This window comes from Azospirillum sp. SYSU D00513, assembly GCF_017356015.1.
Lineage (GTDB): Bacteria > Pseudomonadota > Alphaproteobacteria > Azospirillales > Azospirillaceae > Azospirillum.
Genome location: NZ_JAFIQV010000045.1, coordinates 23,707 through 43,527 on the forward strand (window position 1 = coordinate 23,707; position 19,821 = coordinate 43,527).

21 protein-coding genes are annotated in these 19,821 nt (G+C 70.2%); 13 read left to right on the forward strand and 8 right to left on the reverse strand.

Annotation, left to right across the window (positions count from 1 at the left end):
- The first annotated feature begins 55 nt into the window (after positions 1-55).
- The 5 genes from JUB11_RS26060 to JUB11_RS26080 all read left to right on the forward strand — a co-directional run bounded on the left by JUB11_RS26060 (position 56) and on the right by JUB11_RS26080 (position 5,070).
- On the forward strand, positions 56-220 hold the full coding sequence (locus JUB11_RS26060) for a hypothetical protein (protein WP_207461714.1): 165 nt from the start codon (positions 56-58) through the stop codon (positions 218-220).
- A 152-nt stretch (positions 221-372) separates the two neighbouring features.
- Entirely contained in the window at positions 373-1,365 is a 993-nt protein-coding gene (locus tag JUB11_RS26065; RefSeq protein ID WP_207461742.1) for a BMP family ABC transporter substrate-binding protein, read from the forward strand.
- Positions 1,366-1,382: 17 nt separating this feature from the next.
- Positions 1,383-2,912 (forward strand): ABC transporter ATP-binding protein, encoded by a 1,530-nt coding sequence (locus tag JUB11_RS26070; protein ID WP_207461715.1) that lies wholly within the window; start codon positions 1,383-1,385, stop codon positions 2,910-2,912.
- Between the two features lie 45 nt (positions 2,913-2,957).
- On the forward strand, positions 2,958-4,094 hold the full coding sequence (locus JUB11_RS26075; protein WP_207461716.1) for an ABC transporter permease: 1,137 nt from the start codon (positions 2,958-2,960) through the stop codon (positions 4,092-4,094).
- A gap of 1 nt (position 4,095) precedes the next feature.
- On the forward strand, positions 4,096-5,070 hold the full coding sequence (locus tag JUB11_RS26080) for an ABC transporter permease (RefSeq protein ID WP_207461717.1): 975 nt from the start codon (positions 4,096-4,098) through the stop codon (positions 5,068-5,070).
- 25 nt (positions 5,071-5,095) lie between these two features.
- Here JUB11_RS26080 and JUB11_RS26085 read toward each other — a convergent pair whose 3' ends face one another.
- From JUB11_RS26085 to JUB11_RS26095, 3 genes are all read right to left on the reverse strand, one after another.
- Positions 5,096-5,461, reverse strand: coding sequence for a response regulator (locus tag JUB11_RS26085; protein ID WP_207461718.1), 366 nt, complete (start codon positions 5,459-5,461; stop codon positions 5,096-5,098).
- Between the two features lie 179 nt (positions 5,462-5,640).
- Positions 5,641-6,021: a response regulator gene (locus JUB11_RS26090; protein WP_207461719.1), complete on the reverse strand. Its 381-nt coding sequence runs from the start codon at positions 6,019-6,021 to the stop codon at positions 5,641-5,643.
- Positions 6,022-6,067: 46 nt separating this feature from the next.
- Positions 6,068-6,439, reverse strand: a complete 372-nt coding sequence (locus tag JUB11_RS26095) for a response regulator (protein WP_207461720.1) — start codon at positions 6,437-6,439, stop codon at positions 6,068-6,070.
- Between the two features lie 219 nt (positions 6,440-6,658).
- On the opposite strand from JUB11_RS26095, the gene JUB11_RS26100 reads away from it, so the two are divergent.
- The 5 genes from JUB11_RS26100 (at position 6,659) to JUB11_RS26120 (ending at position 13,028) form a co-directional block, all read left to right on the forward strand.
- Positions 6,659-8,341 (forward strand): methyl-accepting chemotaxis protein, encoded by a 1,683-nt coding sequence (locus tag JUB11_RS26100; RefSeq protein WP_207461721.1) that lies wholly within the window; start codon positions 6,659-6,661, stop codon positions 8,339-8,341.
- 81 nt (positions 8,342-8,422) lie between these two features.
- Positions 8,423-9,631, forward strand: a complete 1,209-nt coding sequence (locus JUB11_RS26105) for an acyl-CoA dehydrogenase family protein (protein WP_207461722.1) — start codon at positions 8,423-8,425, stop codon at positions 9,629-9,631.
- Positions 9,632-9,654: 23 nt separating this feature from the next.
- The gene (locus tag JUB11_RS26110) at positions 9,655-12,120 is read left to right on the forward strand and encodes a PAS domain S-box protein (protein WP_348771508.1); all 2,466 of its coding nucleotides are present in this window, start codon (positions 9,655-9,657) and stop codon (positions 12,118-12,120) included.
- 104 nt (positions 12,121-12,224) lie between these two features.
- Positions 12,225-12,593, forward strand: coding sequence for a hypothetical protein (locus JUB11_RS26115; RefSeq protein WP_207461723.1), 369 nt, complete (start codon positions 12,225-12,227; stop codon positions 12,591-12,593).
- 138 nt (positions 12,594-12,731) lie between these two features.
- Positions 12,732-13,028: a hypothetical protein gene (locus tag JUB11_RS26120; RefSeq protein ID WP_207461724.1), complete on the forward strand. Its 297-nt coding sequence runs from the start codon at positions 12,732-12,734 to the stop codon at positions 13,026-13,028.
- Positions 13,029-13,041: 13 nt separating this feature from the next.
- Here JUB11_RS26120 and JUB11_RS26125 read toward each other — a convergent pair whose 3' ends face one another.
- Positions 13,042-13,812 carry an aldolase/citrate lyase family protein gene (locus tag JUB11_RS26125; RefSeq protein WP_207461725.1) on the reverse strand — a complete coding sequence of 257 codons (771 nt, stop codon included), beginning with the start codon at positions 13,810-13,812 and terminating at the stop codon, positions 13,042-13,044.
- A gap of 150 nt (positions 13,813-13,962) precedes the next feature.
- On the opposite strand from JUB11_RS26125, the gene JUB11_RS26130 reads away from it, so the two are divergent.
- Positions 13,963-15,564 (forward strand): bifunctional metallophosphatase/5'-nucleotidase, encoded by a 1,602-nt coding sequence (locus JUB11_RS26130; RefSeq protein WP_207461726.1) that lies wholly within the window; start codon positions 13,963-13,965, stop codon positions 15,562-15,564.
- Here JUB11_RS26130 and JUB11_RS26135 read toward each other — a convergent pair.
- A complete protein-coding gene (locus JUB11_RS26135) occupies positions 15,548-16,147 on the reverse strand; it encodes a Uma2 family endonuclease (protein ID WP_207461727.1) in 600 nt (199 codons plus the stop codon). The two genes, JUB11_RS26130 and JUB11_RS26135, sit on opposite strands and share 17 nt — an antisense overlap.
- Before the next feature lie 150 nt (positions 16,148-16,297).
- On the opposite strand from JUB11_RS26135, the gene JUB11_RS26140 reads away from it, so the two are divergent.
- Positions 16,298-16,726: a hypothetical protein gene (locus JUB11_RS26140; protein ID WP_207461728.1), complete on the forward strand. Its 429-nt coding sequence runs from the start codon at positions 16,298-16,300 to the stop codon at positions 16,724-16,726.
- A 59-nt stretch (positions 16,727-16,785) separates the two neighbouring features.
- On the opposite strand, the gene JUB11_RS26145 is transcribed toward JUB11_RS26140, so the two are convergent.
- Positions 16,786-16,938, reverse strand: a complete 153-nt coding sequence (locus JUB11_RS26145) for a hypothetical protein (protein WP_207461729.1) — start codon at positions 16,936-16,938, stop codon at positions 16,786-16,788.
- A gap of 271 nt (positions 16,939-17,209) precedes the next feature.
- Here JUB11_RS26145 and JUB11_RS26150 point away from each other — a divergent pair, with 271 nt between their 5' ends.
- The gene (locus JUB11_RS26150; protein WP_207461730.1) at positions 17,210-17,995 is read left to right on the forward strand and encodes a fumarylacetoacetate hydrolase family protein; all 786 of its coding nucleotides are present in this window, start codon (positions 17,210-17,212) and stop codon (positions 17,993-17,995) included.
- Between the two features lie 60 nt (positions 17,996-18,055).
- Here JUB11_RS26150 and JUB11_RS26155 read toward each other — a convergent pair whose 3' ends face one another.
- Both JUB11_RS26155 and JUB11_RS26160 read right to left on the reverse strand, forming a co-directional pair.
- On the reverse strand, positions 18,056-18,997 hold the full coding sequence (locus JUB11_RS26155) for an aminotransferase class IV (RefSeq protein ID WP_207461731.1): 942 nt from the start codon (positions 18,995-18,997) through the stop codon (positions 18,056-18,058).
- A 29-nt stretch (positions 18,998-19,026) separates the two neighbouring features.
- Positions 19,027-19,821, reverse strand: coding sequence for an ABC transporter permease (locus JUB11_RS26160; protein WP_207461732.1), 795 nt, complete (start codon positions 19,819-19,821; stop codon positions 19,027-19,029).

Here is a 19,821-nt window from a genome sequence, read left to right on the forward strand (position 1 = left end):
CCCGAGCGCCAGCCGGGCCTAGGCTCCCCTTCAAGTTCTTTCGAGGAGAGTCGTCATGGAAACGCTCGTTTTCGCCATCGCCGCCGTCCTGCTCTGCGGCTTCCTGTTCGTCCAGTCGCTGATGGCCTTCGCCATCCTGAACGCCGCCGTACGGGAGATCCGCGCCCGCCTCGCCCGCGCGGCGCACGCCACGGTGCCGGCCGGGCTGGCCGCGCGCTGACGCGGAGCGCCGCCAGGGGTAAGCTGGGGGCGGCCCGTTCCGCTGCCCGGCGTTCAATCACCTGCCCGGCGTTCAATCACCTGTTGTGCGCCCCGGCCTGTCGGTTATGCTTCCCTGATGCGTCACGACGACAGGGAAGCAGGACTGCCATGATGAAGCGCTTCGCCACGGTTCTCGCGGTCACCGTTGCCTTCTGCGGGGGGCTCGGCCCGTCCGGCGCGGCGCAGGCGCAGGATTTCTCGCCGGCGGTCGTCTACGATCTCGGCGGCAAGTTCGACAAATCCTTCAACGAGGCCGCCCACGCCGGGGCCGAGCGCTTCAAGGCCGAGACCGGCATCGCCTACCGCGACTTCGAGCCGACGGGCGAGAGTCAGGTCGAGCAGGCCCTGCGCAACATGGCGCGGCGCGGCGCCACGGTCGTGGCCGCCGTCGGATTCTCCCAGGCGACGCCCGTCACGCGGGTGGGCAAGGAGTTTCCGAACACGAAATTCTGCCTGATCGATTCCGTGGTGGACCTGCCCAACGTCCAGTCGATCACCTTCAAGGAGCATGAGGGCTCCTTCCTCGTCGGCATGGCCGCGGCCATGGCGTCGAAGACCGGCAAGGTCGGCTTCGTCGGCGGCATGGACATCCCGCTGATCCGCAACTTCCTCACCGGCTACGAGCAAGGCGTGAAGCACGCCAACGGCTCGGCCGAGCTGTTCGCCAACATGACCGGCACGACGCCGATGGCCTGGAACGATCCGACCCGCGGGGCGGAGCTCGCCAAGAGCCAGTTCGGGCGCGGCGCCGACGTGGTGTATGCGGCGGCCGGCGCCACCGGCCTGGGCGTGCTGCAGGCGGCGGCTGACGCCGGGAAGCTCGGCATCGGGGTGGACAGCAACCAGAACTTCCTGCACCCCGGCAAGATCCTGACCTCCATGGTCAAGCGGGTGGACGTCGCCGTCCACGACTGCTTCCGGACGGCCCGCGACGGCAGCTGGAAGCCCGGCCACAGCACGCTCGGCCTCAAGGAGGAGGGCGTCGGCTACGCGCTCGACCAGCACAACCGCGCCCTGGTGACGCCGGAGATGGAGGCGACGCTGGAGGACACCCGGAAGAAGATCATCGCCGGCGAGATCCAGGTGAAGCCCTACACGCCCTGACCGGCCGGCCGCCCGGCATGCCCGTTCCCGTTCCGCCCGCGCTGGAAACCCGCGCGGTCAACAAATGGTTCGGCGCCAACCACGCCAACCGCGACGTGTCGCTGTCCGTGCCGAAGGGCACCATCCATGGCATCGTGGGTGAGAACGGGGCCGGCAAGTCGACGATCATGAGCATCGTCTACGGCTATCTGCAGCCCGACGGCGGGGAGATCCTGGTGGACGGCCGCGCGCTCGCTGTGCGCGGGCCGCGCGACGCGCTGGCGGCCGGCATCGGCATGGTCCACCAGCACTTCATGCTGGTGGACCCCTTCACCGTGCTGGAGAACGTGCTGCTGGGGGCGGAGGGGGGATGGACCCTGACGCGCGGCATGGCGCGGGCGCGGGCGGAGCTGACCCGGCTGGCCCGCGACTACGGGCTGGAGGTCGAGCTGGACCGGCCGGTGGGCGATCTGCCGGTCGGCGCGCAGCAGCGGGTGGAGATCCTGAAGGCGCTGTACCGGGGCGCCGACATCCTGATCCTCGACGAGCCGACCGGCGTCCTGACCCCGCAGGAGGCGGACCACCTCTTCCGCATCCTGCGCGCGCTGCGCGACCAGGGAAAGACGCTGGTCATCATCACGCACAAGCTGCGCGAGATCATGGAGCTGACCGACAACGTCACCGTCATGCGGCGGGGCGAGGTCGTGGCGAACGTCCGCACCGCCGACACGGACAAGGAACGGCTCGCCGAGCTGATGGTCGGCCGCAAGGTTCAGCTGCGCGTCGACAAGAGGCCCGCCCGGCCCGGCGCGGAGGTGCTGGCGGTCGAGGGGCTGCGCGTCCGCGATCCGTCGGGTGCCGAGCGGGTGCGGGGCGTGGACCTGCGGGTACGGGCGGGCGAGATCGTCGGCATCGCCGGCGTGTCGGGCAACGGCCAGTCCGAACTGCTGGAGGCTCTGGGCGGCATGCTTCCCTTCGCCGGCGGGCGGGTGAGGCTGCATGGCCAAGAGCTGCCCTCGGGCGGGCTCGACGCCCGCAGCTTGCGGGGCCTCGGCGTCGGCCATGTGCCGGAGGACCGGCAGCGTGTCGGGCTGGTGACCGGCTTCTCGGCCGACGAGAACGCCATCCTCGGCCATCACGACGACCCGGCCTACAACGGCCGCCTGTTGCTGGACCGCCGCGCCGTGCGCGCCCGCTGCGAGGCGGAGATGGAGGCCTACGACGTGCGCCCCCGCGACCCGCGCCTGCCGGCGTCGGGCTTTTCCGGCGGCAACCAGCAGAAGATCGTGCTGGCCCGGGAAATGGAGCGGAACCCCGGCCTGCTCCTGGTCGGGCAGCCGACGCGGGGCGTGGACATCGGCGCCATCGAGTTCATCCACCGGCGGCTGGTGGCCCTGCGCGACGAGGGCAAGGCGATCCTGCTGGTGTCGGTCGAGCTGGACGAGATCCTGGGCCTGTCCGACCGGGTGCTGGTCATGTTCGACGGCAGGATCGTCGGGGAGGTCGATCCCGCTGGGGCCGACGAACGCCGGCTCGGGCTGATGATGGCGGGGGCGGCGGCAGGGTAGGTTTCGGTTGCACGCGTTTCTGGATCGACGGAGGGACGGAGCGGAATGGCAGGCGGCGGAACGGGGGTGCCGGGAGCGGTGCCGGGCTGGGTGGATCATGCGCTGCTGCCGCTGCTGAACCTGCTCGCGGCCTTCACCCTGTCCGTCGCCGTCATCCTGGCGATCGGGGAGAACCCGCTGGACGTGCTGGGGCTGATGGTTCAGGAGGCGCTGGGCTACCCCGAGGCCATCGGCTACACGCTCTATTACGCGACCAACTACGTCTTCACGGGGCTGGCGGTCGCGGTCGCCTTCCATTGCGGGCTGTTCAACATCGGGGGCGAGGGGCAGGCGACCATCGGCGGGCTCGGGGCCGGGCTGGTCGGGCTGGCGCTGACCGGCTGGCCCTGGCCGCTCGCCGCTGCCGCGGCGATCCTCGCCTCGGCCCTGTTCGGGGCGGCCTGGGCCTGGATTCCCGGCTGGCTCCAGGCCCGGCGCGGCAGCCACATCGTCATCACGACGATCATGTTCAACTTCATCGCCGCGTCGCTCATGACCTACCTGATGGTCGATGTGCTGATCCGGCCGGGCCAGCAGGCGCCGGAATCGCGCGAGTTCGATCCCGGCGTCTGGCTGCCCTCCATGGAGCAGGGGCTGGGCTGGTTCGGGATCGCCGTTCCGCCCTCGCCCTTGAACCTGTCCTTCCTGTGGGCGCTCGCCTGCTGCGTGCTGGTGTATCTGTTCCTGTGGCGCACGCGCTGGGGCTACGAGCTGCGCACCGTCGGGCGGAACGAGCGGGCTGCGGTCTATGCCGGAATCCGCCCGGCGCGCGTCATGATCGTCGCCATGCTGATCTCCGGCGCGCTGGCCGGCTTCGTCGGCGTGAACGAGATCCTCGGCGTGCAGCACCGGCTGATGCTGAACGTCGTGGGCGGAGCGGGCTTCGTCGGCATCGCTGTGGCGCTGATGGGGCGCAACCACCCCGTCGGCATCCTGCTGGCCGCCCTCCTGTTCGGCGTGCTGGCGCAGGGCGGCGCCCAGGTGGCCTTCGAGTATCCCAGCGTCAACCGGGAGCTGGTCATGGTCATCCAGGGCCTCGTCATCCTCTTCGCCGGCGCGCTCGAGAACCTGTTCCGGCCAAGGGTGGAGGCGCTGTTCCGCCGCCGCCGCGCCGCAGTATCCACGATCCAGGGGAGGGGCTGAGATGGAGGACGCCCTCACCACGGCCCTGCTGCTGCTGGACGCCACGATCCGCGTCGCGACCCCGCTGGTGCTCGCCGCCCTCGCCGGCCTCTACAGCGAGCGGGCCGGCGTCGTGGACATCGGGCTGGAAGGCAAGATGCTGACCGGCGCCTTCTTCGCGGCGGCGGCGGCCTATGTCACGGGCGATCCCTGGCTCGGGCTGCTGGCGGGGATGGCCGGCGGGCTGGCGCTGGCGCTGGTGCACGGCTTCGCCTGCGTCACCCACGGCGGCAACCAGGTGGTCTCCGGCATGGCGATCAACATCCTGGCGATCGGGCTGGCCCCGACGCTCGCCTTCGCCTGGTTCGCCCAGGGCGGCCAGACGCCGATGCTGCCCGGCTCGGCGCGGCTGCCGCAGATCCCCATGCCGGGCGTCGAGGCGCTGGGCGGAATTCCGGTGCTGGGACCCGTCTACCGGGAACTGGTGGACGACACCAACCTGCTGGTCTGGGCGGCGCTGGCCGCCGTGCCGGTGACGCATTGGGTCCTCTTCCGCTCCCGCTTCGGGCTGCGGCTGCGGGCGGTGGGGGAAAGCCCGGCGGCGGTGGACACGGCGGGCCTCTCCGTGGCCGGTCTGCGCTACAAGGCGCTGGTGATCTCCGGCCTGCTGACCGGCATGGCCGGGGCCTATCTCTCCATCGCGCACGGCGCCGGCTTCGTGCGCGACATGACGGCCGGCAAGGGCTATCTGGCGCTGGCCGCCCTGATCTTCGGCAAGTGGCGGCCCTGGCCGACGCTGTTCGCCTGCCTGCTCTTCGCCTTCACCGACGCGCTCCAGGTCCGGCTCCAGGGCGTGCCCCTGCCGTGGATCGGCGTGATCCCCGTGCAGTTCATCCAGATGCTGCCCTACCTGCTCACCGTGCTGCTGCTCGCCGGCTTCGTCGGCCGCGCCGTGGCCCCGAAGGCGAGCGGCGTGCCTTACGTGAAGGAACGGTAGTGCGTCTTTTCGGATGACCGTCCGGTCAGGCGACCCGTTCCTTTCCCAGGCCGAGCGCGGTTTCCACATTCGACAGGAACGCGCGGGCGTCGACCGGTTTCCTCAGGATCGAGGTGCTGGCCCGCGCCCCGTCCATCATGATGGGGTTGTGTTGGGCGTGCCCACTGACGACGATCACCGGCAATTCGGGGTTGAAGTCCGTCCGCAGGCGGTAGATCAGGTCCCAGCCCGTCATCCTGGGCATCCGGATGTCCGTGATCAGCAGGTCCGCCGGATCGCGCGCATAGGCATTGAGCGCCTCCATCCCGTCCTGGGCCACGGTGACCCGCAGGCCGGCATCCTCCAGCATCATCTGGAGCGCGCAACCGATGAGGGCTTCGTCCTCGGCCACGATCACATGTTTTCTGTCCACTGCAGCCGGTCCCTCCTCCCAGCTCAAGGCGGCGATTTTCGCCTTGAAAGGGAATCTGGATCGAAAGCCGGGGCAGAACAACCGGTCATTCGGGAATTAACCGGAAAGTTCTACCTCTTGTAAGGCGGCGGGCGCTTCGTGGAACCGGCCGGAACCGGTCAGGCGGCCATCTCCACCGCGGACTGAAGGAGGTCGCGGACCGCGCGCACGATCTCCGACACGCCCACGGGCTTCGCCAGGACGGCGGTCGGGGGAGCCCGCCTGTTCACGACGATCTCGTCGGGATCGACCGAGCCGCTCACGATGACGACGGGGAGGTCCGGGGCGTAACGGCCACGGACGCACCGGACCAGTTCCAGACCGTCCATCCGCGGCATCCGGACATCCGTCAGGATCAGGTCGGCCGGGTCGGCCTGGAACGCCTCCAGCGCGGCCTGCCCGTCATGGACGGCGGTGACGCGGTAGCCCGCCCCCTCCAGGATCAGCTTGAAGCCGAGGGCGATGGTGGTGTCGTCATCCGCGACGATCAGGTGCTTCATGATGCGGCGGGCTTTCCGGGTGCGGGGACGTGGCGGGGAGGGGCGGTCAGGCGACCGCCTCGCTCAGGCCGTTGCGGACGGCGTTCACCAAGTCCTTGAAGGACACGGGCTTGGTCAGCACCGGGACCGGTTCGCCCGGGATGCCGTCGTGGATGGTGCCCCGGTGGATGTTGCCGCTGACGATCAGGATCCGCTGGTCCGGATTCCGCTGCCGGATCATGCGGACGAGATCCAGGCCGTTCATCTTCGGAAGCCCGACATCGACCATGACCAGATCGGCGGGTTCGCTTGCGTACCGGTCCAGGGCCGACAGACCGTCATAGGCGAGCGTCACCTCGAACCCGGCCTCTTCCAAGGCCATCTCGAAACCCATGGCGATCAGGACTTCGTCCTCGGCGATCAGGACCCGCTTGGTCACGTTCCACACCCTCAATCCGGGAAGGCGGATTGTTCCGCTCGGGGATATTCTCCTAAAATCCGGGAATTTGCAACAAAATGCATATTACCTTTTGCAGGTATCCGGACGTCTAAACTGGCGGGGTCGGAAGGCGCTTAGGCCTTTTTTCATACATCCGGGAAATAGTTTCCGTTTCGATCAACCCCCACGGATCCAAGCCAGCCGGAGCGGCCTTCTGCCATGAGCCTGAAGAATCTGTCCATCACCACCAAGATCATGGCGTCCCTTCTCCTCATGGGGCTCCTGACGCTGGGGACGAACCTCTACGCGCTCTCCTCGATGACGGCCATCGATGCGGAATATTCCGAACTCATCGAGCATGAGGCGATGGCGGCGAGCAGCCTGCCGCGGGCCAACCGTATCTTGTCCGAAATAGCCCGGCTGACCTACAGGATGATCGCCGAGGACGACCTGGACGCGGCGGCCAACCTGGTCTCGACCATCGAGAGCAGCGAAGCGCGTGCCCTGGCCTGGTTCGAGCGGTCGGAGCGGCTGCCGGAAACGCACGAGCGGGTCGCCGCTCTCAAGGCCGAGTTCCAGCGGATCGCGCTCCTGTCGAACGCGGTGCAGAAGGCCGTGCTCTCCGAAGACAAGGCGCTGGCGGCCAAGCTCATGGCCGAGGCCGTGGAACCAGCGCTGCAGGCGCTGGGCACGGAGCTTAGCAAGCTGATCGACGAGATCCTGACGCGCATGGATGCGGCTTCCGCCGCCGCGACGGACAGCACGGACAAATCCTACAGGCTCGTGCTCGCGACGGCGCTTGTCGGCATCGCGCTCTGCCTCGGGCTGGCCGTCCTCATTGCCCGCAGCGGCATCGCCGTGCCGGTCCGTGCCCTGTCCGGAATCATGGAGCGGCTGGCCGGCGGGGACAACGCGGTGGAGGTCACGGGCCACGACCGCAAGGACGAGATCGGCGCGATGGCCCGCACCGTCCTGGTCTTCAGGGAAAACGCGGTCGCCAAGCAGCGCATGGAGGCCGAGCAGGCCGAGCAGAAATCCCGCGCCGAGACCGAGCGCCGGGCGCTGATGCACCGCATGGCGGAGGAGTTCGAGGCCTCGGTGAAGACCGTCGTCTCGCAGGTTTCCAGCGCCGTGGCTCAGATGCAGGGCAACGCCCGGCAGCTCTCCTCGGTCGCCGAGGAGAGCCGGGCCCAGGCCTCCACCGTCGCCTCGGCCACCCTGCAGGCCTCGGCCAACGTCCACACCGTCGCCACGGCGGCGGAGGAGATGTCCGGCTCCATCGCCGAGATCAGCCGCCAGGTCGAGCAGTCGGCCACGGTCGCCGCCGAGGCGGTTAACCGGGCGACCGGCGCCAACCGGACGGTGCAGGCGCTGGCGGCCCAGGCCGGCGCGATCGGCGAGGTGGTGCAGCTCATCCACGGCATCGCCGCCCAGACCAACCTGCTGGCGCTGAACGCCACCATCGAGGCGGCCCGCGCGGGCGAGGCCGGCAAGGGTTTCGCGGTGGTGGCGAGCGAAGTGAAGAACCTCGCCAGCCAGACGGCCAAGGCGACGGAGGAGATCTCCGCCCAGATCGGCGGCATGCAGGCAGCGACCGGCGAAGCCGTGGACGCCATCGCCGAGATCGCGGTGACGATCACCCGCTTGAACGAGATCGCCACCTCCATCGCCTCGGCCATGGAGGAGCAGGACGCCGCGACCAAGGAGATCGCCCGCAACGTCCAGCAGGCCGCCCGCGGAACGGAGGAGGTGTCCTCCAACATCGCCGGCGTCGAGGAATCCGCCCGCGGCACCGGCCGGGCCGCGTCCGAGATGCTGGATGCCGCCGACAGCCTCGCGGGCCAGGCCTCCACCCTGACGGCGGAAGTGGACCGCTTCATCCGCGAGGTGCGCGCCGGCTGATGGGAAGGGCGGTCTTAACGGTCGCGTGGGGGCGGCGGGCCGTGTAAAAAGCCGCGGTCCGCATGCAGGAGGCTGCACCCCATGTCCGCCATCGGCTCCCCCATCGACCTTGCCACCGACCTCGCTCCCGCCCTCGCCGGCCTCTGCGACACGGCGGCGGAGGTCGCGCGGACGGTGCTGGCGCCCGCGGCCGAGGCGGTGGACCGCGAGGGCGCCTGGCCGGCCGCCGGCATGGCGGCGCTGGCCGCGTCTGGCCTGACGGCGCTCCATATCCCGCTCCGGCTCGGCGGGCACGAGCAGGGGCTTCTCGCCTTGGCGGTCGTCACCGAGGAGCTGGGGCGGGCCTGCAGCTCGACCGCCATGTGCTTCGGCATGCACAGCGTCGCGGCCAAGGTGCTGGCCGCCAAGGCGACGGCCGACCAGGAGGAGCGCTTCCTGCGCCCGATCGCCGAGGGGCGGCACATCACCACGCTGGCCTTGAGCGAACCCGGGACCGGCGTGCATTTCTTCCTGCCCCGCGCCCGGTTCCGGCCGGACGGTGCCGGCGTTGACAGCGACGGCGGCTATGTGCTGGACGGGGAGAAGAGCTTCGTCACCAACGGCGGCCATGCCGATTCCTACGTGGTCTCCGCCGTGCCGCCCGGTGCCGAACTCGATCCGGGCGCCTTCACCTGCCTCGCCGTGGAACGCGGCGCCCAGGGGCTGGAATGGGGCAAGCCCTGGCAGGGCTTCGGCATGCGCGGCAACAGCTCGCGTTCGCTCAGGCTGAACGGCGTGCGGATCCCCGGCGCGAACCTGCTGGGCGCCGAGGGCGACCAGATCTGGTACGTGTTCGAGGTGGTGGCGCCCTACTTCCTCATCGCCATGGCCGGTGTCTATCTCGGCATCGCGCGCGCGGCGCTGGACGAGGCGGTGGCGCACCTGAAGCAGCGGCACCACGACCATACCGGCGAAAGCCTCAGCGAGATCCCGGTCCTCTGGCATCAGGTGGCGCAGGCCTGGACGGAGATCGAGGCGACCCGCCAGCTCGTCCGGCACGCCGCGCGCCAGGGCGACCACGGCGCGCCGCAGGCTCCGCTCGCCCTGTTCGCCGCCAAGGCCAAGGTGGCCGAGACGGTGACCGCCGTGACGGAAACGGCGATGATGCTCATGGGCGGGCGCGGCTACGCGGAGTCGGGCCGGATCGGCCGGCTGCACCGCGATGCCCGCGCCGCCCATGTCATGTCCCCGACCACGCATCTGTTGAACACGTGGCTCGGGCGCTCCCTTCTCGACCTGCCCCTGCTCTGATGCCCGCCGCGAGGATGGACGCCGTGCCGTTCAGGGTTGCCCATTTCGGTGACGAGAGAAGCGAGCGGCTGCTCCGCGAAGCCGTCGGCCTGTCGCCCGATCCCTTCGAACTCGTGCCTGGCGAGACGGCGGACGGCACTGCACCGGACAGCGCGGAGGATGGTGCCGCAGCCGAGGCGCGGCCGGACCTGTTCGTCCTGGGCTCGGACTCCTACGAGCGGCTGAGCCAGGCCCAGCGGCTCCGCGCCAGCGCTCCCTCCGCCCAGATCCTGTTCCTGGTGCCGGCCGAGCGGCTGGAGCGGTTCCGCGGCAGCCTTCCCTTCCTGCCGCACATGGCCTCGGCCTGGACGGCGGACGCCGACGCCCCGCCGCGCGCCCTGGCGGAGATCCTGGCCAAGGCGGCACAGTCCTCGCGCCGGCGCGCCTCCATGGCGACCTTGCGCGACCGCATCAACCGCCAGCTCTCGCCCGCACGGCCCGAGGACGAGGCGGAGCGGCGGCTGAAGCAGCTCGCCCTGTCGGAGGGCTACCTCGCCACCCTTTTGTCGCAGGCGCCCGATGCCTTCATCGCCCTGACGCCGGGCGGGACCATCCTGGCCTGGAACGCCGCCGCGGCCCGGCTCTTCGGCGTTCCGCCGGAGGGTGCCGTCGGCCGGGCCGCCGCCGAGGCGCTGCCGCCGGAGATCCACGTAGAGTTGTCGCGCCTGGCCTCGGCCGGTCTCGGGGGCGGTGGGGGCGGCGAGGCCGCACGCGAGGTCACTTTCCGTTCCGCCGGCGGCCCGCGCTGGGTGGAGCTGCGGCTGGCGCCGGTGCGCGGCGAGCAGGGCGGGATCACCACCCTGTCGGTCACGGTCCACGACGTCACCCAGCGCCGGGCGGCCGAGGCCCGGCTGCGGGAGAGCGAGGCCCGCTATCGCACCGTGACCGAAACCCTGCCGCAGCTCGTCTGGACCTGCCGCACGAACGGGAGCTGCGACTATCTCAGCCGCCAGTGGATCGAATACACCGGCATCGCGGAGGCCGAACAGCTCGGGCTCGGCTGGATCGACCGGGTGATCCACCCGGATGACCGCCAGCGCACGCTCGATCACTGGATGGGCGCCGTGCGGGGGCTCCACCCCTACAGCATCGAATATCGCATCCGCCGCCATGACGGCGCCTACCGCTGGTTCATGACGCGCGGCACGCCGATCCGGTCGGAGACGGGCGAGATCGTCCAGTGGTTCGGCACCTGCACCGACATCGAGGAGATCGTCCAGGCCCGGGAGACGCTGGCGCGCGACGCCGAGGAGCTGGAGCGGCGCGTCGCCCAGGAGGTCGCCCGGCGCACCGAGGCGGAGGAAGCCCTGCGCCAGGCCCAGAAGATGGAGGCGGTCGGCCAGCTCACCGGCGGGCTGGCGCACGACTTCAACAACCTGCTGACCGGCATCACCGGCAGCCTGGAGCTGATGCAGGCGCGCATCGCGCAGGGGCGCGTCGGCGAGCTGGACCGCTACATCCACGCGGCCCAGGGGGCGGCCAAGCGGGCGGCGGCCCTGACGCACCGGCTGCTGGCCTTCTCCCGCCGGCAGACGCTCGACCCGAAGCCGACCAACGTGAACCGGCTGGTGGCGGGGATGGAGGAGCTGATCCGGCGCACCATCGGCCCCTCCATCGAGCTGGAGGTGGTCGGCGCCGTCGGGCTCTGGAGCGCGCAGGTGGACCCGAACCAGCTGGAGAACGCGCTTCTCAACCTCTGCATCAACGCCCGCGACGCGATGCCCGACGGCGGGCGGCTGACCATCGAGACGGCGAACCGCTGGCTGGACGAGCGGGCGGCGCGACAGCGCGACATGGCGCCGGGTCAATATCTGTCGCTCTGCGTCACCGACACGGGCACCGGCATGACGCCCGAGGTCATCCAGCGCGCCTTCGAGCCCTTCTTCACCACCAAGCCCCTGGGCATGGGCACGGGGCTCGGCCTGTCGATGATCTACGGCTTCGCGCGCCAGTCGGGCGGGCAGGTTCGGATCTATTCGGAGGTCGGGGTCGGCACGACCATGTGCATCTACCTGCCCCGCCACCATGGCGAGGAGGACCACCCCGAGATCGGCCGCGATCCGGCGGACGGGGCCGCCGCCACGCGGGGCGAGACGGTCCTTGTGGTGGACGACGAGGCCATGGTGCGGATGCTCGTGACCGAGGTGCTGGAGGATCTCGGCTACTTGGTCATCGAGGCCGCGGACGGCCCCGGCGGGCTGGAGGTGCTGCGGTCCGACCGGCGCGTGGACCTGCTGGTCACCGACGTCGGTCTGCCGGGCGGCATGAACGGCCGGCAGCTCGCGGACGGCGGACGGATCCTGCGTCCGGGGCTGAAGGTTCTCTTCATCACCGGCTACGCCGAGAACGCCGTCGTCGGGAACGGCCATCTGGAGCCGGGCATGCAGGTCCTGACCAAACCCTTCGCGGTGGAGGAGCTGGCGAAGCGGGTGAAGGGCTTCTTCGCCTGAAGGGGCGGCCCCGCAATGCCTGCCCCGTGAAGTATTTCTGACGTTCGCAACCTTGCTCCTCCGGTCCGGTTCCCCTGGTCATTTTCCAAGGAAGGAGGGTGACCATGAAACGAACCGTACCGATCACCGCAGGCACGGCCGTGCTGATGCTCACGGCGGCCTTTTCCGTCCAGGCCCAGCAGGGCGGGCAGCGGTCCGCCCTGTCCGGGCAATGCCGCGCGGCCATCGAGGAGGTCTCCGGGCGCGTTCCTGGCGCATCCGCCGCGACGGCCCCCGCCGAGGGCGAGCGCCGGGCCGTCCTCGCGGCGCTCGACGCCGCCCGCATCGCCGCCGATGCCGGCGGCCCGGGCTGCATGAGCATCGTACAGGGCGCGCGGGAGATCCTGGACGAGCAGGAGCGCACCGCCTCGGCCGGCGATGACGATCCGGGGGCGGCGATTCCCAACAACGCGCCCAAGCCCAACGCCCGGTAACCCGGCCAGTGAACGCCGCTTGAGCGCTGTCACAAAACGGTAAGCAAAGCGACGCTTGCCTGTCCAGCGGTCCAGTCTAAGTTCGTGTGAGCTGGATTGGTGGGCGCGACGGCGCCCCGCGGCCTGGGGAGGCGTGGGTTGAGCATCTATGAGCTGGTCCGGGCGCCGGACAACGAGGGCGAGTTTCCCTGGCCCGAGGATGCGCTCCGCTATGTCGTGGACGAGCGGGCGGGATCGCTCTGGTGGGAAACCGCCGAAGGCTCCCGGCCGCTGACCAAGGCGGAGATCCGCGCCGTGCTGACCCTGTATCGGGCCGAGCGCGTGACCTTGTACGGCGAGGGGCGCTTCACCATCCTCGGGCTCGACGAGGATGGGCGCCCCATCATCCTGGACCGTGTCCGCCACCGCCAGTCCGCCGTCGCGGACGGGGACTGACGGCGGTCGAACGTCAGCGTTTCGCGGCCGACAGCGTCGCCTGGGCGCCCGCCCGCAGGAATCCGGCGTCGAAGCCCACGGCGACGAGGTCGTAGCCCTGGCGCACCATCGACCCGGCCGTCTCGCCCGTGGCCGCATACACGCCCGCGAACTTTCCGACCGCCCTGGCCCGCGCGAAGGCATGGTCGAGCGCCGACCGCGCCTCCGCCCCCTCCGGGGCGATGGAGGCTCCGTTCGACAGGGCGATGGACAGGTCGAAGGGGCCGATGAAGATGCCGTCGATCATCGGCACGGCCAGGATCTCGTCGAGATTGTCCAAGGCCTCGCGCGTCTCGATCATCGCCAGGGCCAGGGAATAGCCGTTGGCCTCGGCGAGATAGTCCGCCGGCTGCCGTCCGGCCAGGGACATCGCACCATAGGGTCCCCAGCTCCGCTGGCCGAGCGGCGGGAACTTGACGAAGCCCCCGAACAGCCGGGCGTCCTCGGCGCTGTTGATCATGGGCGAGATGATGGCCGAGGCGCCCGCGTCGAGCAGGCGCGCGGCGGTGGCGAAATCGCCGACCGGGATGCGGGCGATGGACGGCTTTCCGGCTGCCGCGACCAGCGGGATCGTCCGCGCGGCGGCGGCGAAATCGAAGCCGCCATGCTGCATGTCGAGCGTCACCGCGTCGAACCCTTCGTTCGCGAGCAGCCCGGCGACCGCCGGTTCGGGGATGCCGCACCAGGCGGACAGAGCGGGCGTGCCCGACCGCATGCGGTCGGCGAGGGCACGGATGCTGGACATGGATTTCCTCCCATCACCTATTCTTGAGAGGCCACCATGCCTCCGATGTGGGCCGCGTGCAAAGCTTCCGGAAGCGCTTTCCGGTGCTGGCCGCAACGCTCCGGCTCTGATAGGCATCCCATGGCGAAGCGTGGCAGGGGAGTGAAGGGCATGAAGCTGGCGCGTCTGTTGGTGGCGGCCGTCGCCGCCCTTTCCACCGGTTCCGGCATCGCCGTGGCGCAGGAGTTCGGCCTGCGCATCCTGCACGTCAACGACGTGCACGGGCGCTACGACCAGACCAGCGCCTCCGGCAGCTATTGCACACCGAAATCCCTGGCCGAGGGCAAATGCGTGGGCGGGGCCGCGCGCCTCGCCACCCGGCTGGCGGCGCTTCGCACGGGCAACGCGCTGTTCCTCGACGCGGGCGACCAGTTCCAGGGCACGCTCTTCTACACGGTGCACAAGCAGGCGGCCCCGCTCGCCATCCTGTCCCTGCTGAAGCCCGATGCCCAGACGCTCGGCAACCACGAGTTCGACGACGGCCCGCCGGTGCTGGCGCGCTACCTGGACGGGGTCTCCTGGCCCGTGCTGGGCGCCAATGTCGGCACGGGTGGCGAGCCGCTGCTGCGGGGCCGCATCCCGCCGTCCGCCGTCGTCACGCGCGGTGGCGAGCGGATCGGCATCGTCGGGCTGACCACGGCGGAAACCCCGCTGACCTCCACCCCCGGCCCGACCCTGTCCTTCGCGGAGGAGGCGGCCTCCCTCCAGGCGGCGGTGGACGCGTTGCGGGCGCAGGGCATCGACAAGATCGTCGCCCTGACCCATGTCGGCTACAGCAACGACCGGACCCTCGCCGCGGCGGTGGAAGGGGTGGACGTGTTCGTCGGCGGGCACAGCCACACGCTGCTGTCCAACAGCGACCCCAAGGCCGCCGGCCCCTATCCCCATGTCGCCCGCTCCCGCACGGGAGAGCCGGTGCTGGTGGTTCAGGCGGGTGCCTACGGCACGCATCTCGGCCGGCTCGAGGTGACCTTCGACGGGCGGGGCGTGCTGACCGGCTGGTCCGGCGACACCGAGCTTCTGGCGAACGCCGTTCCCATGGATCCGGCGGTGCAGGCCGAGGTCGAACGTCTGGGCCGGCCGCTGGAGGCCCTGCGCGGCGAGCCGGTGGGGGAAAGCCGGGTGGAACTGTCCAACGCCGCCTGCCGACGGGAGGAATGCCCGCTGGGCAACCTGATCGCCGACGCCATGCTCTGGGCCATGCGGGAGCAGGGCGGGCAGGTCGCCATCCAGAACGGCGGCGGCATCCGCAGCGGCATTCCCGCGGGCACCGTCACGCTGGGCCATGTGCTGGAGGTACTGCCCTTCTCCAACACCGTCGCCTGGGCCGACCTGACCGGCGAGGATCTGTGGCAGGAGCTGGAGAACGGCGTCAGCCGCGCCCAGGACCCGAACGATTCCGGCAGCGGCCGCTTCCCCCAGGTCGCCGGGATGCGCTACGCCTTCGACCCGAAGCGTCCGGCCGGCGAGCGCATCCTGTCGGTGGAGATCCACGACGCCGCCGGCGGCTACGCCCCGCTGGACCGGGCGAAGCGCTACCGCGTCGTCACCAACAACTTCGTCCGCCAGGGCGGCGACGCCTACGCCCGCCTCGCCAAGGCCGAGACCTCCTACGACTTCGGCCCCAACCTGGAGGCCGTCACCGCCGAACACATCAGGCGCGCCGGCCCGCTGGCGCCGGTGGCGGAGGGACGCGTCAGGCGGGTGGAGTGAGAGGCATGGTCTGCGCCTCCAGCAGGCCGGTGCCCTCGTAGATGTCCGTCAGGGGCAGCGTGACGGCGTGCCCCGCGATCTCCAGCGCCACCGCCCCGGCGGTGACGTCGTCACGCGGCAGCAGCCGGCCCTCGGCGCCCCTGGTCCAGACGCTGACGCGCGGCTCGTCCTGGGAGACGCAGACATACTGCCGGATGCTCGGGACGCTGTCGTAATCCCGCAGCTTCGTGGTCTGATCATACCAGCGCGTGGATTTGGACAGCACCTCGAACACGACCGCCGGCTCGGTCGCGTCGTGGGAGGTCCGGTCGAAGGGGCCGCAATCGATGGTGACGTCCGGGTAACGGGAGTTGCCGGTGCCGGGCATGGGCACCCGAAGGTCCGACCCGCCGGGCCGGCAGGGGCCGCCGCGCAGCAGCGGGCGCAGGCTCGCGATCAGGTTCGCCGCGATCAGCGCGTGCGCCTGCGTCCCGCCCGTCATCATGACGGGCCGGCCGTCCAACAGCTCGTAGCGCTCGGCCTGCCGCTCCTCCCAGGCCAGGAAGTCCGGCAGGGGCCAGTCTTGCCGCGGCGGCTCGCCCATGATTCCCTCCGTCGCCCGTCCCGAATATCGGGCCTTCCAGGGCCGAAGGGAAGCCCGCGGGGAACCTCCCGCCCACGCGCCGTGTCGAAGAGGGCTGGGCGGCACCGCAGGGCCGTCCGCGTCGGTGATCGCAAGAGCATGGGAGCAGGAATGAGCGACGAACCCCGCCAGCAGGTTCCCATGAGGCTGAACGACATCGTGCAGCGGCACCGCGACGAGTTGGAGGTGGCGCTGGCAACCGCCGAGGACCTCGCCGCCACCGACGGCGCCATCGAGGGCGACGACATCGCCGCGACGCTCGACGACTGGTGGGCCATCGCCATCCGCGACCTGACCGAGGACCGCTTCCTGCTGGTCTTCTACGGCGAGAATCCCCTGTCCGGTAAGCTGCGCCAAGCATCCGGCGTGCGGACCATCGACCTGGACCGGAACCTTATCCAGACCGGAAGCGCCATCTACTCCCTGGGCCAGCCAGGGCAGGGCGACCCGCCGGTGGAGGTCGTGCTCGACCTCTGCTCGGAACTCCACCGGCGCGGGCTGGGCGAGCGGTTCGGGGTGCCGGTGACGTGGGAGCGGTGAGGGGGAAGCGAAGCGGTTCGGCGACGCTCGTACCGGAAGAAGAGGAATACGGGGCAGCATTACTCAGGCGGCTGAGTATCAGCCTGATTTCCTTCTGAACTGCTTCCGCTTTGCAGGCGCAACTGCTTTTTGACGATTTCACGAGTTCGTTTGGCAATTTCCTCCTGCTCGTCCGCCGGCAGCTTGGCTATATAATCCGTGAGGTTCGTCACATCAGTTGCCCTTTTCGCTCTACCAGCGTCTTTGAGAAGACGGTTTTTTGCCTATTGCAACCAAGCTGCATCCGTTCGCATGTTATTGCAAGGGACGGTCAATTCTCCGACGATGAAGGTAAGCCGGCTGTCCGGTATGGGAGCCGCATCAGTCAGCTCCATCCCGCAATGGCCCTTGATCCCGCGCCCCGCCTGCCTGAGGAATAACCTCCAGACTCATGACCGGCCCGGAGAGCGGCGCCGGCCTGGGTGACGGAGGAGAAGGTCGAAAATGCCCGAGACTGCTGACATGATCGCCGAGGCTTTCCATCGTGCCCGCCAGGACGGCTTGGCGCTGGCGGACTATCCGGGCGAGGTTCCGAAGGACCTTGCCACGGCCTATGAAATCCAGGAGCGCGCCATCGGCCTGTGGCCCGACCAGGTCGTCGGCTGGAAGGTCGCGATGGTGGCCGAGCCCTGGCGCGCGGCCTATCCGACGTCCGACCGCATCTCCGGTCCGGTCTTCTCCAAGCGGCTGGTGAGCAGCATCACCGGGCCGGCGCAGCTCAAGGCCTTTCCGGGCGGCTTCATCGCGGTGGAGGCGGAGTTCGTGGTGCGCATCGGGCGCGACATCCCCGCCGACGCGACCTTCGCCAAGGCCGACGACCTGCTGCCCTACGTCGCGGGCGTCCATGCGGGGATCGAGCTGGCGGCGAGCCCGCTCGCCAGCCTCAACGATCTCGGCCCGGGTGCGGTGGTCAGCGACTTCGGCAACAACAGCGGCGTGATCATCGGCGACGAGATCACCAGCTTCGCCGATGGCGGGCTGGAGGCGGAGGTCTCCAGCATGGCCGTGAACGGGCAGGAGGTCGGGACCGGCAGCGCCGCCCGCATCCCCGGCGGCCCGCTGGAGGCCGTCCGCTACCTCCACGCCCATCTGGCCGAACGCGGCCGCACCCTGAAGGCGGGCGACTGGGTCTCCACCGGCGCCAGCACGGGCATCCACCGCACCGAGATCGGGGCAAGCTGCAAGGCGGTCTTCAAGGGCGGCGCCTCGGCCTCCCTGACCATCCTGTAAGGCGCCGAAGGGGCGGGCGGCCCGGCGCAACGATCTGCGCCGGGCCGCTCCGGTCCCCCCTCAACCCACCTCGTCCACTTTCTCGTAATCCACGGGCGCCGCGTGCCACCCCTGGGCGCGCTTGGCCCAGAAGGCGTCGTGCAGGCGCATGGAAAGGGGGCCGGGGCGGTCGTTGCCCATGATGCGGCCGTCGATGCGCGAGGCGGGCATGATGCCGCCGGCCGTGGTGCAGGTGAAGATCTCGTCGGCGTTGCGGAACTCCTCGGCGGAGATGGCGCGGACCTCGCAGGGGATGCCCAGATCCTCGCACAGTTCCATCACCGACAGGCGCGTCACACCGTCGAGCGCGCCGCGTTCGGGGGTCGCCACGGTGCCGCCGGTGATGGAAAAGACATTGAAGCCCGCCCCCTCCGTCACGTTGCCGTCGGCGTCCAGCAGCACGGCAAAGTCGGCGCCGCGTTCCAGCGCCTCGAACTGGCCGCGGGTCAGGTCGCCCCAGTGGAAGTTCTTCACGCGCGGCTCGACGCTTTCCGGCGGGATGCGGCGGGTGTCGGCGATGATCAGGTGCAGGCCGCGCTCGCACATCTCCTTGCCGGCGACCGACACCCAGGGCACGGCGAAGGCTGCGATGTAGTTGCGGGCGTAGGCGGGGTGGCGCGGCATGCCGGGCATCGGCACCCCGCGCAGGCAGTCCATCGCGACATAAGCAGACCGCAGGCCGGACAGCCGGACCAGCCGCTCCAGGATCGCCTTGATCTCCTCGTCCGTTTCCCTGGGCTTCAGGTGCAGCGCCTCCATCGAGGCGCGGAAGCGGCGGATGTGGTCGTCCAGCCGGAAGAAGCAGCCCTCCCACACGCCGACCACGTCGTAGGTCACGTCGGACCGGCGATAGCCCCAGTCGGTCAGGGGGATCGCCGCCTCCCCGACCGGCATGAAGCGGCCGTCCACATAGGCGGCACCAGCGGCGAAACGGTTGGCGGCGGGGGCGGTCGGTTCGGCCATGATGGCTCCTCGGGAGGGCTTGGGTCGGGTCAGGGTGCCGAGGCCGCGATCAGGCGCTTGTCGCGGCGGCGCAGCAGGGCGGCGAGCCCGGCGAGGCAGAGCGTGCCGACGATCAGCAGCAGGGCGGCGGCGGCGACGGTCGGGCTGATGTTCTCGCGGATGCTGGAGAACATCTGGCGGGCCAGCGTCCGCTGGTTCGGGCCGGCGACGAACAGGGTGATGACCACCTCGTCCAGCGAGGTCGCGAAGGCGAAGACCGCCCCCGACACCACGCCGGGCAGGGCGAGCGGCAGCGTCACCAGCCGGAACACCGTGGCGGGCGGCGCCCCCAGGCTCATCGCCGCGCGCTCCACCGTCGGGTCGATGCCCTGGAGCGACGCCGACACGCTGACGACGACGAAGGGCACGCACAGCACCGTGTGGGCCAGGATCACGCCCGTGTAGCTGCTGCCCAGCCCCAGACGCGCCAGGAAGATCTGCATGCCCACCCCCAGCACGACCGCCGGAACCACCATCGGCAGCAGGAACAGCGTCCGGAACACCCCCGCCAGCGGCAGGACGCGCCCGCGCAGGCCCAGTGCGGCCAGCGTGCCGAGCAGGGTGGACAAGACCGTCGCCCCGGCCCCGACGATCAGGCTGTTGACGATGGACATGCGCCAGGCGTCCGCCGTCGCCAGCTCCTCGAACCAGCGGAGCGACCAGGAGGGGATGGGGTAGGTCAGGAAGACGCTCGAGGTGAAGGCGAGCGGCAGGATGGCCAGGATCGGCAGCATCAGGAAGGCCACAGCCAGAAGCCCGAACAGCGTTTGCAGGACACGCAGCAT